18 protein-coding genes are annotated in these 13,081 nt (G+C 45.6%); 8 read left to right on the forward strand and 10 right to left on the reverse strand.

Annotated elements, in window-relative coordinates:
• Positions 1-64, reverse strand: a 64-nt coding sequence (locus tag ICN30_RS11780) for a transposase (protein ID WP_223146557.1), incomplete at its 3' end; no start/stop codon positions are given.
• Positions 65-145: 81 nt separating this feature from the next.
• Here ICN30_RS11780 and ICN30_RS09010 point away from each other — a divergent pair.
• Genes ICN30_RS09010 through ICN30_RS09020 form a run of 3 tightly spaced genes read left to right on the forward strand, consistent with a single transcriptional unit; the run spans position 146 to position 3,712 of the window.
• Positions 146-1,024 carry a branched-chain amino acid ABC transporter permease gene (locus ICN30_RS09010; RefSeq protein WP_216136276.1) on the forward strand — a complete coding sequence of 293 codons (879 nt, stop codon included), beginning with the start codon at positions 146-148 and terminating at the stop codon, positions 1,022-1,024.
• A complete protein-coding gene (locus ICN30_RS09015) occupies positions 1,024-2,952 on the forward strand; it encodes an ATP-binding cassette domain-containing protein (protein ID WP_216274979.1) in 1,929 nt (642 codons plus the stop codon). Before ICN30_RS09010 ends, ICN30_RS09015 begins: the two co-directional genes overlap by 1 nt.
• 31 nt (positions 2,953-2,983) lie before the next feature.
• On the forward strand, positions 2,984-3,712 hold the full coding sequence (locus ICN30_RS09020; protein ID WP_015420530.1) for an ABC transporter ATP-binding protein: 729 nt from the start codon (positions 2,984-2,986) through the stop codon (positions 3,710-3,712).
• Between the two features lie 80 nt (positions 3,713-3,792).
• Here ICN30_RS09020 and ICN30_RS09025 read toward each other — a convergent pair whose 3' ends face one another.
• Positions 3,793-4,290, reverse strand: coding sequence for a hypothetical protein (locus tag ICN30_RS09025; RefSeq protein ID WP_255533193.1), 498 nt, complete (start codon positions 4,288-4,290; stop codon positions 3,793-3,795).
• A 59-nt stretch (positions 4,291-4,349) separates the two neighbouring features.
• The gene (locus ICN30_RS09030) at positions 4,350-5,174 is read right to left on the reverse strand and encodes a sulfite exporter TauE/SafE family protein (RefSeq protein ID WP_216274983.1); all 825 of its coding nucleotides are present in this window, start codon (positions 5,172-5,174) and stop codon (positions 4,350-4,352) included.
• Between the two features lie 66 nt (positions 5,175-5,240).
• On the opposite strand from ICN30_RS09030, the gene ICN30_RS09035 reads away from it, so the two are divergent.
• From ICN30_RS09035 to ICN30_RS09045, 3 genes are read left to right on the forward strand one after another with little or no spacing between them, the layout of a single operon-like run.
• Complete coding sequence (locus ICN30_RS09035) at positions 5,241-6,113, forward strand: MBL fold metallo-hydrolase (RefSeq protein WP_216274984.1); 873 nt, start codon at positions 5,241-5,243, stop codon at positions 6,111-6,113.
• 13 nt (positions 6,114-6,126) lie between these two features.
• Entirely contained in the window at positions 6,127-6,444 is a 318-nt protein-coding gene (locus ICN30_RS09040; protein WP_216274987.1) for a metalloregulator ArsR/SmtB family transcription factor, read from the forward strand.
• A gap of 39 nt (positions 6,445-6,483) precedes the next feature.
• Positions 6,484-6,696, forward strand: coding sequence for a DUF2892 domain-containing protein (locus ICN30_RS09045; protein ID WP_216136262.1), 213 nt, complete (start codon positions 6,484-6,486; stop codon positions 6,694-6,696).
• 40 nt (positions 6,697-6,736) lie between these two features.
• On the opposite strand, the gene ICN30_RS09050 is transcribed toward ICN30_RS09045, so the two are convergent.
• From ICN30_RS09050 to ICN30_RS09070, 5 genes are read right to left on the reverse strand one after another with little or no spacing between them, the layout of a single operon-like run.
• Positions 6,737-7,183: a hypothetical protein gene (locus ICN30_RS09050; RefSeq protein ID WP_216274990.1), complete on the reverse strand. Its 447-nt coding sequence runs from the start codon at positions 7,181-7,183 to the stop codon at positions 6,737-6,739.
• Positions 7,180-8,007: an FAD:protein FMN transferase gene (locus ICN30_RS09055; RefSeq protein WP_216274992.1), complete on the reverse strand. Its 828-nt coding sequence runs from the start codon at positions 8,005-8,007 to the stop codon at positions 7,180-7,182. Before ICN30_RS09055 ends, ICN30_RS09050 begins: the two co-directional genes overlap by 4 nt.
• Positions 8,004-8,558 (reverse strand): FMN-binding protein, encoded by a 555-nt coding sequence (locus tag ICN30_RS09060; protein WP_216274994.1) that lies wholly within the window; start codon positions 8,556-8,558, stop codon positions 8,004-8,006. The genes ICN30_RS09055 and ICN30_RS09060 overlap by 4 nt, the downstream gene beginning before the upstream one ends.
• Positions 8,559-8,591: 33 nt before the next feature.
• Positions 8,592-8,771 carry a hypothetical protein gene (locus tag ICN30_RS09065; protein WP_216274996.1) on the reverse strand — a complete coding sequence of 60 codons (180 nt, stop codon included), beginning with the start codon at positions 8,769-8,771 and terminating at the stop codon, positions 8,592-8,594.
• A gap of 35 nt (positions 8,772-8,806) precedes the next feature.
• Positions 8,807-9,721 carry a DUF6662 family protein gene (locus tag ICN30_RS09070; RefSeq protein ID WP_216228744.1) on the reverse strand — a complete coding sequence of 305 codons (915 nt, stop codon included), beginning with the start codon at positions 9,719-9,721 and terminating at the stop codon, positions 8,807-8,809.
• Positions 9,722-9,869: 148 nt separating this feature from the next.
• Between ICN30_RS09070 and ICN30_RS09075 the strand changes: the two genes are divergently transcribed.
• Positions 9,870-10,109, forward strand: coding sequence for a DUF3820 family protein (locus tag ICN30_RS09075; RefSeq protein WP_215334436.1), 240 nt, complete (start codon positions 9,870-9,872; stop codon positions 10,107-10,109).
• A 4-nt stretch (positions 10,110-10,113) separates the two neighbouring features.
• Here the strand turns inward: ICN30_RS09075 and ICN30_RS09080 are convergent, their stop codons facing one another.
• Complete coding sequence (locus ICN30_RS09080) at positions 10,114-11,133, reverse strand: DNA/RNA non-specific endonuclease (protein WP_216274998.1); 1,020 nt, start codon at positions 11,131-11,133, stop codon at positions 10,114-10,116.
• A 553-nt stretch (positions 11,134-11,686) separates the two neighbouring features.
• Here ICN30_RS09080 and ICN30_RS09085 point away from each other — a divergent pair.
• Positions 11,687-12,637 (forward strand): transglycosylase SLT domain-containing protein, encoded by a 951-nt coding sequence (locus ICN30_RS09085; protein ID WP_255533195.1) that lies wholly within the window; start codon positions 11,687-11,689, stop codon positions 12,635-12,637.
• A gap of 74 nt (positions 12,638-12,711) precedes the next feature.
• Here the strand turns inward: ICN30_RS09085 and ICN30_RS09090 are convergent, their stop codons facing one another.
• On the reverse strand, positions 12,712-13,059 hold the full coding sequence (locus ICN30_RS09090; protein ID WP_216275002.1) for an FKBP-type peptidyl-prolyl cis-trans isomerase: 348 nt from the start codon (positions 13,057-13,059) through the stop codon (positions 12,712-12,714).
• Positions 13,060-13,081 lie beyond the last annotated feature (22 nt).

The raw sequence follows: 13,081 nt of genomic DNA on the forward strand, positions 1-13,081 counted from the left end.
GTTCAACTACCTGTTTGACTGCCTCTAACTTGAACTCTTCAGTAAACCGTCTTCTTGTACTCATGACACACCTCCTAATAGACTAAATATTAGGCTAGAAAGTGTCTATAGAAGTGGTAGCGATTCATTCTTTTAGGCCAAAAAAATGGACATGCTTGCACAAATCCTCTCAAGCGGTATCGCGGTGGGGATGATCTATGCGGTAATCGCTTTCGGTTTCCAGCTAACTTTTGCCACATCAGGCACTTTGAACTTCGGTCAAGGTGAAGCGCTGATGTTAGGTGCTCTCGTAGGTTTAACCTGCGTAGACACTTTTGGCATGAACTATTGGGTCATGATTCCCGTAGTTTGCTTATTTGGAATGTTGCAGGGTGGCTTTGTTGAGCTCATCGGTGTGCGTCCAGCTATCAAAATTAAATCTGAGTTTGGTTGGATTATGTCCACCATTGCGCTCGGTATTATTTTCAAGAACGTAGCTGAAAATATCTGGGGTCGTGATGCATTGCCATTCCCATCACCATTGCCAATGGAGCCAATGGAATTCCTCGGGGCAAACATTTTGCCAATGGAAATTTTGGTAGTGGTTGGTGCTTTAGTAATGATGATGTTGGTAGAATTTTTTAACCGTAAAACAATTTACGGTAAAGCGGTGGTTGCAACTGCAAACGATCGCGATGCAGCAGGTTTGATGGGTATCAACACCAGCGTGGTGATTACCTTCTCTTATGCGCTTTCTTCCTTAACTGCAGCGTTTGCCGGCGTATTGATTGCACCGTTGACATTGACTGGCGCAAGTATGGGTGGCGCCTTGGGTTTAAAGGCTTTTGCGGTAGCGATTATTGGCGGCCTATCAAGCGGTATGGGAATCATTGTGGGTGGTTTGATTCTGGGTATCGTTGAGACTGCAACCGGTTTCTATATTTCTACTGGCTATAAAGATGTGCCAGGTTTGATCTTGCTCTTGCTAGTGCTTGCATACAAACCATCTGGCCTCTTTGGTAAATCTGCAATTAAGAAAGTTTAATGATGAAGAAGTCCCTAATACCTCTATTAATTGCGATCGCGGCACTCTTTACCCTGCCGTTATTTATTCACAATCCTTATTACATTCACTTAGTTGAAACCATTCTGATCTACACCATTTTGTTATTTGGTTTGGATATCGTGGTGGGTTATGTTGGTCAGGTTTCCTTAGGTCACGCAGCGCTGTTTGGTATCGGTTCATATACCGCTGGTGTTCTGTACTTCCACTTTGGTTGGACTATCTGGGGAACACTGCCAGCATCTATCGTGGTGACTTCCATCTTCGGCGGTATCTTGGCATTGCCAGCATTGAAGGTAATCGGACCTTATTTGGCGATGGTGACCTTGGCTTTTGGAACGATTGCACAGATTCTCATTAACGAGATGACTTGGTTGACTGAAGGCCCATTGGGTATCAAGATCCCTAAGCCTGACTTAATGGGCGTGCCTATGACGAAGGCAGAGTACTTCTGGATGGTTGGCATTATCTTGATTGTCTCCATGATCATCGTGGATCGTTTTGTGAAATCCCAAATTGGTCGTGCATTTGAGGCATTGCGTGACAGCCCAATTGCTTGTGACTGTATGGGCGTGTCCGTATACCGCTTTAAAGTGATTGCGTTTGTGATAAGTGCCGGCTTTGCTGGTTTAGCTGGTTGCTTGTATGCCTACTCAGAGCAATATATTTCACCAAACACTTACAACAACGAACTTGCTGTGTTGTTCTTGTTGGGCATCATCATGGGTGGACGTAAGTCACGCCTTGGCGCTGTCATTGGTGCGGCCATTATTGTGTTGTTGCCAAAACTCTTGGACGACATCTTCTTATTCCGTATCGTTGCTTCGATCATCGCAGTTGTAGTGGTGGTTGGTGCTGCAATGGCATTGTCGAAAAAAGTCACAACACTACGACGTGTGTCAGTTCCTATCGCTGGTGTAGTTGGCTTGGCAGCATTCTCATTCTGGCTCAATAGTATCTCCGATTGGCGCTTGAGTATTTTCGGCTTCATGATTTTGTTGGTGGTGTACTACTTGCAAAACGGTATTGTTGGTTTTGCGAAGAGCTTCTACCAATCTATTGCTGGTAAGGCCAAAACGACTCGTGGTGGTGATGCTGAGGTGGTGGATGATTCCATCAGCTTTATCAGTAAAGTCAGCGATCAAAATACCGGTGCTGAGCTCTTGAAGGTTGATTCTGTATTGATGCAGTTCGGTGGCTTAAAAGCTTTGAACAATGTTGATCTGAGCATCAAGCGCGGCACTATTCATGGTTTGATCGGTCCTAACGGTTCCGGTAAGAGCACGATGATGAACGTGTTGACAGGTATTTACGTGCCTACAGCCGGCAACGTTCTCTATGCTGGTCAAAGCGTAGTGGGTCGTACATCTTCAGACATCGCACTTTCTGGTATCGCACGTACTTTCCAAAACGTTCAACTCTTCGGTGAAATGACAGCAATCCAAAACATTTTGGTTGGCCTGCACCACACCTTCAAATCAAACATGGTGGAGATTGCCTTAAATCTGCCGCGTTACAAGAAAGAAGAAGCTGAAGCGCATGCTCGTGCAATGGCTCTCCTGAAGTTTGTTGGTTTGGATGACCTGGCAAATGAAGAAGCGCGTAACTTGCCATACGGTAAGCAACGTCTCTTGGAGATTGCTCGCGCCTTGGCTTTGGATCCAGAACTGCTCTTATTGGATGAGCCAGCTGCTGGTTTGACAGCTCCTGACATTAAAGAACTCTTGCGCATTATTCGTAAGATCCGCGATAGCGGTATTACCTTCATCCTGATTGAGCATCACATGGATGTGGTGATGTCAGTCTGCGATACCGTTTCTGTATTGGACTTCGGTCAGAAGATTGCAGAAGGTAAACCAGCTGAAGTTCAGGCAGACGAGAAGGTGATTCATGCCTACTTGGGTACTTAATCACTAGAACCATATTGAATCGGTAAATACCATGTTATCTATTAAGAATCTTGAAGCAGGCTACGGCAAAGTAAAAGTTCTGCACGGCATCAATATTGATGTCCCTAAAGGACAAGTCATTACTTTGATCGGGTCAAACGGCGCCGGTAAAACAACAACCATGCGTGCTATCACCGGCATGATTAAGCCAACGGGTGGCGAAGTAACCTTGGGTGGCGAAAAAATTGATGGTTACGACTCTCATAAAATCGCCCGCTTAGGTTTGGCTCATAGCCCAGAAGGTCGTCGTGTGTTTACGACTATGTCAGTCAATGACAACCTCTTGTTAGGCGCATTTCCACGCTTTACAGGTAGCCGTCCAAAAGGTGACATCAAGAACGATCTAGAGCGCGCTCTCGAAATGTTCCCTCGCTTAAAAGAGCGTCGCAACCAATTGGCTGGAACATTGTCAGGTGGCGAGCAGCAGATGTTGGCGATGGCCCGTGCCGTGATGCTCAATCCAGAGATTATTCTCTTGGATGAACCATCAATGGGCCTTGCACCAATTTTGGTTGAGGAAGTATTTAAGATTATTTCTAACCTCAAATCTCAAGGTGTGACGATGTTATTGGTTGAGCAGTTTGCTGCTGCAGCCCTGAACGTTGCTGACTATGGTTATGTGCTCGAGAATGGCAAGATTGCTACTCATGGTCCAGCCGACAAATTGATGCATGATCCAGCTGTGAAAGCAGCTTACTTGGGTGGTGCTGGCGGTCACTAAGATTTAGTTGTGTCCTGATTGTTAAAAAGCCCTCGAAAGAGGGCTTTTTCTATTGGGGTGCAATCAAACTACTTGCCAAACTAATTCTGAAGCAGTGAGATCGCCTCTCTAATGAGTAGGGCGCGATAACCCATATACATAGCGACACCTACAAAACCAATCAGAAATAACTTAGGTACTAATGCACCCTCAGCCACTAGTTCTGAGTTGAGAAGCCCTAGGGCAACAACTAAGAAGAATAGGGCGCCCAGGCCCAAGACAATCCAATTCTCATGCTTGCTCACTTGTTGAGTCTGATTAGCATAAGCAAGCACCTGAAAGCCATTGCCTTTTTGGTAGCCTGAGACTGTCATGGTATCGCCATCACTCACCACCATAGGCGTTGAGAATTTGGCTTCAATAGCGCGGTCACCTAAAGTAAATTTGGATATAAAGAAGCGCTGGTAATACACCGAAGAATGATCATGAGTAGGCTTTTCAGGATTTACATATTCCAGAAGCTCATTATTGAGATTGCTGACCGTTCCGGAAATGGTGGCCACGGAGCTAGTTAGAAAAGCGCTGGGTTTCAGAGTCATGAGTAGAGCTCCCATCAGTGCGAGGGAAAAAATAAGAAGAAAAGATAGAAGCGGTCGTTTCACAGATTCAAAGTTAGCACACCTTTAATGAGTAGGCTAATTGCAATCGTTAAAGTGAAGATCGAGAAGATGAGTTGAGTATGCGGACCACTTAACTTTTTCCCCAGGAGGAGTCCAATCAATAGCCCCCCTAAAGCTGCCAGCGAAAATGGCGCTGCCACCAATACGTTAAGACCGCCAGAAGCTGCTGAGAAAATCGCACCTCCACCAGTGATGATGGCAAGAACCCCGAGTGAGGTAGCAACAATCGATTTGATTGGTAAATCGGTATAGCGTTTTAAGGCGGGGACGATTATGAAGCCGCCACCAACACCGAGTAATCCAGATAAGAAGCCAGCGATACTGCCGGCAAACATTAATGCGCGTGCGCAGGGCAGGGTCCACTGGAGTTTTCCAATGGCTGGGTTAATTAGGCAAGGGGGTGGCTTTCTGTTTTCTTCGGGCACACCATTAATTTGATTACGGGCTTGACTCAATAAGCGTACGGCTACGTATAAGAGAATCAAGCTAAACAGAATCTGTAGTGGTGCATTCGGGATCCGTGGGGCAAGCCAAAGGCCTAGGGGGGATAGCGCCAAACCGAAGAGAGCCATGAACCCTGCTGCTTTGTAGCGCAAGATTTTATTTCTCAGTCCCAGAATGGCCCCAATACTTGAAGCTAAGGCAACGGCACAGAGTGCAATCGGAGCTGCCTCTGCAATAGGAAGGCCCAGAAAGAAGACTAGCAAGGGAACTGACAAAATACCGCCCCCAGCGCCAGTGAGGCCCATAAGTACGCCTACTAGGATTCCTAGTGCTGGGCTGATAAGGGTTGAATAGTCCATTGCAATTTATTTTAGATTAATATAGTATATAAATATATATAATATTTATTCAATTGAAAGAATAACGTGACCACACAGCAAACCCCGCTAATCAAGGACTTTTTTGATCCAGAGACCTGGACCTATACCTATGTGGTCTATCAAGGTGATGCTAGCCCATGCGTCATCATCGATTCGGTGATGAACTACGATCCTAAATCAGGCAGAACTAGCACCAAGTCAGCTGATGAGGTCATTGCTTTCGTTAAGGAGCACAAGCTTCAGATCAGTTGGATTTTGGAGACCCATGCCCATGCAGACCATTTAACTGCTGCCCCTTACTTGCAAAGTCATCTGGGTGGCAAGCTGGTAATTGGAGATCACATCAAAAACGTACAGACGGTATTTAAAGGCGTATTCAATCTAGATGATCGCTTTAAAGCTGACGGTGCCCAGTTTGACCACTTGCTAAAAGAGGATGAGTCACTCGCATTTGGAAATCTTTCCTTGAAAGCACTTTTTGTACCCGGACATACCCCTGCCTGCATGGCTTATGAAATCGGTGATGCAATCTTTGTGGGCGATACCTTGTTTATGCCGGATGTAGGTACGGCTCGCTGTGACTTTCCTGGTGGTGATGCGAAGACACTCTATCGCTCGATTCAGAAGATCTTGTCTTACCCTGGTCAGACCAAGCTATATATGTGCCATGACTACCCACCAAATGGACGTCCAGCTATGGGCATGACTACCGTTGCTGATGAGAAGGCTAACAATATTCACGTGCACGATGGTGTTACTGAGGATCAATTTGTGCAGATGCGTACAGCGCGAGATAAAACCTTGGAAATGCCAACATTAATTTTGCCTTCTATTCAGGTGAATATTCGGGCTGGGCATTTTCCTGAGCCAGATGCCAATGGCGTTGCGTATCTAAAAATTCCTTTAAACGCACTTTAATCGAGGGATGACAATGAATATGTCTATCTCTAAGGCGGAGTTAAAAAAGATGCAGTCATCGGCTGATGATGCATGCAAACTCATGAAGGTCTTATCTAACCGCGATCGCATGATGCTCTTATGTGAAATCGGTCAAGCCGAAAAGTGCGTTGGCGAGCTAGAAGCAGCATTAGATTTGCATCAACCAACCCTCTCCCAGCAGCTCACCGTATTGCGCAAGGAAAAGCTGGTCAAAACACGTAGAGAGGGTAAGCAAATTTATTACTCTCTCTCAAGTCAGGTTGCTGTAGCAGTCATGAGCTTGCTATATAAGCACTACTGTAAGAAGTAATTTAAAGAATTATTTAATCGTTTTTAAAAGGAGTTCAATATGAAATGTAACGTCGGTGGTATCGATCGTATTTTAAGAATCTCGGTAGGCATTGTGCTGGTTGCGCTTGCAGCTAACGGCATCGTAGGCTGGTGGGGCTGGCTTGGATTAATTCCATTGGCTACGGGTATTTTCCGTTTCTGCCCAGCTTACCCATTATTGGGAATTAATTCTTGCGGAACTTCATGCGGTAAAGATTCTTGCTGTAAGTAAGTTTTCTAATATTTGACTAAAGCGCGTTGAGAGATAAACCTCAACGCGCTTTATTTCCATTTGGGGTGACCACTTTTTTTGTATGAACGCCGTGCAATAAAAAGATGGCAAAGAATGCGAGACCAATCATCCAGTGGGTTGTGATGACGCTATCTCGAATTTCTTCAGGGCCGTAGTACAACAGGGCGCCTGATATCAATAATGTAGCTAAAAAAGCCAATTGGCTTAAGCCGCCCCACAGCTTCCTCTTGGACTTGAGGCCAGCCTTGAGGTGAAAGGGTAGGACTGAACCCAAAGCCATCGTAGCAATCATTGCGGCAATGCCATGCCACATCAATATTGAGTGAGCGCCCAATGCGGCGCCTTGAATATGAAATTCATGACCAAGTAAATAGGCTGTGCCGGTAAGCGAGCAACTCAACATACCAACGAGAACGAAATGTCTTTGCCATGCCGGCATCTTTCCAAGGCGACTACTATTTTTCATAAGGTGATGGTCTGAGGAATTTTGATCGCGTGAGCAGAGAAATGACTCAAGCAGGGATGTTGGGCGTTACCAGAAATGCTGACTACCTTTGTTAGGGCGTCGGCGTAGACGCATTCATTGGCAATCACTGAGTAAGACTCTGAAAACTCAATATGCTCTTGATTGAGGGGGTTGACCATATAGCTTTTGGCATCAGCGTCGCGCTTTGCAAAGTAAAGGCTGCTAGTAGCAACGGCTCCTGACTTCAAGCTACCAATCTGAATTAACTCCAGAGGCTTACTTGGATTTCGGATTTGAATATCCTGAGTGCAATTTCCAAAGACGCGCATATCGCCACCAGCATTAACCGATCCAGATTGGATATCGTGAGAAAATAAGACCTCTGCTGCTTTATCAACTGCATAGCCTTTGGCAATGCCACCAAGATCAAGGCAGAGTGGAAGCTTGGATTGAACCAAGTTTGGCTCAATAAAGAGGAGATCTTCAATGCCTCCAAATGACTGACCATTCAAGCTGATGTGCCTTGGTAGAAGACCTGCCTCTACAAGGCGATGACCAATGCCACAATTAAATATCCCTTGAGACTCAATATGAATCTCCTTGGCAATGGCCAGCACCTCGGCCGTCCAGGAGTGAATGCGAATTGGCTCTAAACGGGATCTGGCATTAATTTGAGAAAGCTCGCTGTCAGGATCATGAAAGCCCATCAGGGATTGAACCTGTTCAATGGCTGTAAATGCCATCTCTATTGCATGGGGTAAATGCTCTCCATCTTCAGTTGAAATTTCAACAAAGGTGCCTAAGAGTGGTTTGCAGCGAATCATTTTGCTTTGGGTGCTTGGGATTGGTTTTTCAGAGCAATCTCATAAAGTACTGCAACACGTTTGACGCCGTCAGTGAGATGTTTGCAAGAGAGGGTGGCGCCACCAATATTTTGAATATCTTGATTAAGCTTAATAGGGTCCGATGCAGTTTTGCCAACAAACTGATTGCGCCACTGGGCTTCTGCTACTTCATATCCATAGGATTCAACATATTCCAGGATCTCGATGCCGGTGACTGCGCCCGATGGGCTCAGTGCTACGGCATAAGTAATCATTTCGTGCTTGCCAACTACCTCATCTACGATGAACCAACTTCCGTCCGCCGCCTTCCAGATACGATCTCCTTGAAAGGGGTGGCGAACGCTTGAGGCCGAACGCATTTTGTCCTGAAGTTCATCTGTAATGATGATGGAATTTTTGACAAGCGGTTTATTGGGTATGAGTATCTTTTGAGCTTGCTCCACTGATACGTAAATCTTGGCATGCGCTACGATCGGTGCCGTTGTTGCAGCAAGACCAGCTATTAATAGAGAGTTAAGTTTCCAGTTCATGTTCTAAATTCTTTTGCTAGAGGGTGATATAAATTAATTAGCCAGCAATTCATTGGCTTGAAAGCAAAGTTCATCAAGATCTTCGGTGCTCTCATTTATCTGAGCTAAGGCCTCAAACATCATCAAAGCTCGCTCTCTCGCGGTGGCGCAATGGGTTGATTGAAACTTAATTAAATGTATTAGTGCGGCCATTAATAAATTTTGCTTTTCCATAGTTACCTTTAAATTAAAAATACGAGAGATCTTGTTCAGTTCAATGGGAAGCCGAATTTGACGATAAATTCATTTACTGAGTGACTATCCCAAACGCGAGCATTGGAGCACTCTGCAGTTCCATCACCCATGCAGTTATTACCTTTGAGTTGATAGCGCCAAGCACCGGTAACCCACCAGTCTTTTTCTGCGTAATGTAAGTTGGGGCCAACAAAGGTAGCTCTTTGCACTTGGTTTTGTAGGTTGTAGCTAGAGTAGTCATTGTGAAAACGTGCCTCAACGCCACCAGACCACTTGGGTGCAAATCGATAACTCGCCCCCACCAGGAAATCCAGCATCGATTCAGGAACATTGCCATTGCCAACAAACTTCAATTGCTCGTTAGCGACAACAACGTTGCCCGCTAGAACTAATTTATCGTCAATAAAGTTTGATTGCAGTAATAAGCGCGCTTCTATTTCATTTTTGTTCTTGCCTATGGTTGGCTCTAAATACAGTCCAACTCCGACTGGAGAGGTGACCGGATTAGTGATGCGATAGATTGCTTCTAAGGACCCACCTTCGATGCCACCTTTTCGGTATGGTGACGCTGGGTTATGTGACTCTGGTACGGGTTGCCCTCCAGTACAAGAAGCGCTGTCGCCACAGGCCTCTGGATTGGTGTAATTTTGATTTGCATTGACGTAATAGGCATTCAGGTAGCCCGCAATCTGAAAGTCATTCGTGACGCCGTATTCCAATTCTGATCTAGAGAACCATGCGTTGTAGGATCCTGCTGCTTGTTGTTTATTCAGTTGTAAGCGCTGCTCAAACTCGAGCTTCCCTTTTGGTTGTAGATCTAGGGTGTAAATCCATCCAAAAGCACCTTCACCCGCATTGGCGAATGAGAAGTGCAAGGCGGTGGCTAATAGGATGCTAAAGGCAACAAGTCTTTTGATGGTCAGTTTCATGGTGTGAAGGGGCTGGTTAGTAAAAGTAATTGAGAATCATTCGCAATATACAGCAATTGAGAATAATTCTCAATTGAAAAAATGACCCTATGTGCTTAGGTGTTGAGATTTGCCTGGGGTGAATGCCAAGCTTGTAAGATCCATAGCTATGGATTCAGAAGCCCTAGTGAAGCTGGTCACAATGAAAATGCCTTATGGCAAGCATGCTGGCCGTGCGCTTGCGGACTTGCCTGGTAATTATTTGGCCTGGTTCGCTCGCGAAGGCTTTCCTAAGGGTGAGCTTGGTCAGCTACTGGAGCTAATGCACACCCTAGATCACAATGGGTTACGAGGTTTATTGGCGCCCATTCAGCGGGCTCATGGAATTGCTCCCCGCACTCAGGGGTAACAATTTATTTAGTGCGCACTATCGCTATGACGCGATTGCGTTCATAAGTCACATTAGGTGAATCCGGCGGGCTGCTTTGCGAGAGTGTGACCAAGATTGAGCTCTGCGCTTCAACCTCTTTTGCGAGGCTTTGAGCTAAATTGAGGTTGCGATCATATTGAAGCTCTATGCTGGCAATCTTTCCTGACTTGATATTGGAGATGAGTGCCGCTACCTTCTCGGGTGAGTATTGGTCAAAAAAGACCGGATACCAGCCACCCAATACTTGCCTAGGTGCTGATGCGCCCTTCGTAGCCGATTTGATTGACTTACTTTCGGCGCTCTCTACCGGTAAGTGAAAGTCAATCCCGGTTTTCTGAATCAATTCAGCATAGGAGATTGGCGCACTCATTTGTGCATCGTCAGCATTCTCAACCCAATAAGCCCAAGCCAATTTTTTGTTGGGGTCATAGACTAACTTATATAGATGGCTTGGAATGGTGACCTTGCTTTTACCGATACTGCCTGCATTGCCAACCGATCCAGTAAACACATACACATCGCCTTGTGCGCGTTTGATGTACATCCGCGTAGGCTCTTCAACCCGTTTTGCCCAGATACCCTGATTGTTTTGTCTGGCTTGCGGCATCATATTGGCTAGGGAGAATGACTGCGCCATCCCCTTTTCGCTTGTCATGTCACCGGCTGGCACGTTATGGCCTCGGTCATACCCACTGCCGCGATAGTCTGCCAGTAGGGCGCGCTCATTAAAGGGGAGTCTGGCCTCTTCATAAAACTGATTAGTACGGCGTGGGTGAGGCGCTTGGAGCTGTTCACCATTGAGTTTCTCGATGGTGTAGATGGGCTTTTTATCTGAAGGCGAATAGTAAATAGCAAAATCATCAAAGCAAAGGTCTCGTCCCGCCTGAGTGGTTGTCGGTATTTGCTGGGCTGGGAACAGATCTTTACATTGATCAAAGAGTGCGAACGCACTCAGCGGTAGCCAAAGCAGGCTAAGTAAGAGTGGTTTGACCAGGAATTTCATTGCACGTCAGTGTAATGAGTGGCGCCGTGAACAAGCAAAAGTTTTTCGTCTATCGGGCATTTAAGTTAGCTCTACAGCTAGTGTGGATGAGGCTTTAGAGGCATTTTGCGCCGCAGCTTTACGTCGTCATGATGTATAAAAATTGTAAGAGTCTCGATCGATAGGTAGGGCCGTCGGAACACTACCGGTAGAAAATCCTGCCCGGTTGAATACTAGATGTATGGGTCGGGCAACTCTTTTGAAGTTGAAAAATAGTAAAAAAGTTGGATTTCGAGCACTTTTTTTATTATATGAAATAAGTCCTCACTAACTTATTTAAGTCATTGAATTTAAAGGGTTAAATATAAAAATTAGAGACTTCATTAGGGATCATCCCTATTTCGAGACCTAAAAGTTATGGAAACAGAGTTCTTTATTCTTGACTTGATATAAGAACCTTTTTAGGATGGCTCATGTTTTTTACTTATTGCATCGCAACATAAATCAGAGGTTTGGTTTTCGGTGTGCTGCAAGACCATGAATGATTAAATGTTTTTCTACCAATTCGAGTGACATGCAACTAGCGCAACCAGCAACGGTCAACGCTAAGGAGTTGCTGGCTCACGCACTATCCCCTGTTTATCGGGTGATGAATGGTTTATTGATCGTGACTGTTTTCATGATCGTGGGACTCTGGCTCTCCGGAAATGGAACTCAAGCAGGCGCTTTTGATTTGGCTCGTATCCTGGTTCCCGATGAAGCGCGCCATATGGTGTGGCAAAACGGTTTTGGAATGCTCGATCAGTACCAAGAAGAAACTCCAAAGGCCACTGCAGATAAAGAAATTGCCAATGTGATCTACGGAAAGGCTTCGGCCAGCACTAGTAGCGGCCTCATGAGCGCTAAGCAGCAAACAGTTGCCCTCTTGATGCCTTCAGTGGCTCATGCTCAGGTAAAGCCGATTTCTCATTTATCAGATCGCATTCCCACTTCAAAAATTGATCCTCAGGCACTCGATTCGAAGTTGATGGTATCGATTCAGAATCAACGTGCAGTTGCTGACTTCTTTGAGAAGAAATACAAGTTGGATCGTGCCAAGATTGAGGAATATGTTTCCAATACGGTGTTGATTGCAAAAGAAGTCAACATTGATCCAGTTTTATTACTTGCCGTAATTTCAGTGGAGTCAAACTTTAATCCACTGACGAAAAGTCATGCCGGCGCCGAAGGTTTGATGCAGGTGATGACCGCCATTCATAAAGATAAATACGCTTTGTATGGCGGCACTACTGATGCTGTTAAGCCTGAGGTAAATATTCGGGTAGGCGCTTACATCTTGAAGTATTTAATTGCTACCAGCGGCTCATTGCGCAATGGCTTGAAATACTACGTCGGCGCTGCAAATGCGGATAACGATGGTGGTTATACCGACAAGGTAATGGCAGAAAGAAATCGCTTAATTAGTTTATGCCAGCCAACAACACAAAATAAACTCACCTTGAACGGAAAAGACTTGCGTTCGTAAGATGGGTATTTTCTCAGGTAAAAAATAAGGCCACTCATCGAGTGGCCTTATTACTTGCGGATGCTAGCTTGGAATTAATTTACTCCGTGTAGCTCTACGTCAAATACTAAGGTTGCGTTTGGGGGGATGACACCACCAGCACCACGTGCGCCATAGCCCATCTCAGAAGGAATAATGAGAGTGCGTTTGCCGCCGATCTTCATGCCTTGTACGCCTTGATCCCAGCCCTTGATTACATGGCCGGCACCCAAAGGAAAACTAAACAATTGGCCGCGGTCCAGGGAGCTATCAAACTTCTGGCCTTTGTTATCTGGCGCTTTGTCATCAAACAACCATCCGGTGTAATGCACGTCTACATGGTTGCCAGCAGTCGCCTCTTTGCCATCACCAACAACGGTATCTATTTTTTGGAGTTCGCTCACGTTTATCTTCCTCTTTGGCTGA

This window comes from Polynucleobacter sp. 31A-FELB, assembly GCF_018882405.1.
Classification (GTDB): Bacteria; Pseudomonadota; Gammaproteobacteria; order Burkholderiales; family Burkholderiaceae; genus Polynucleobacter.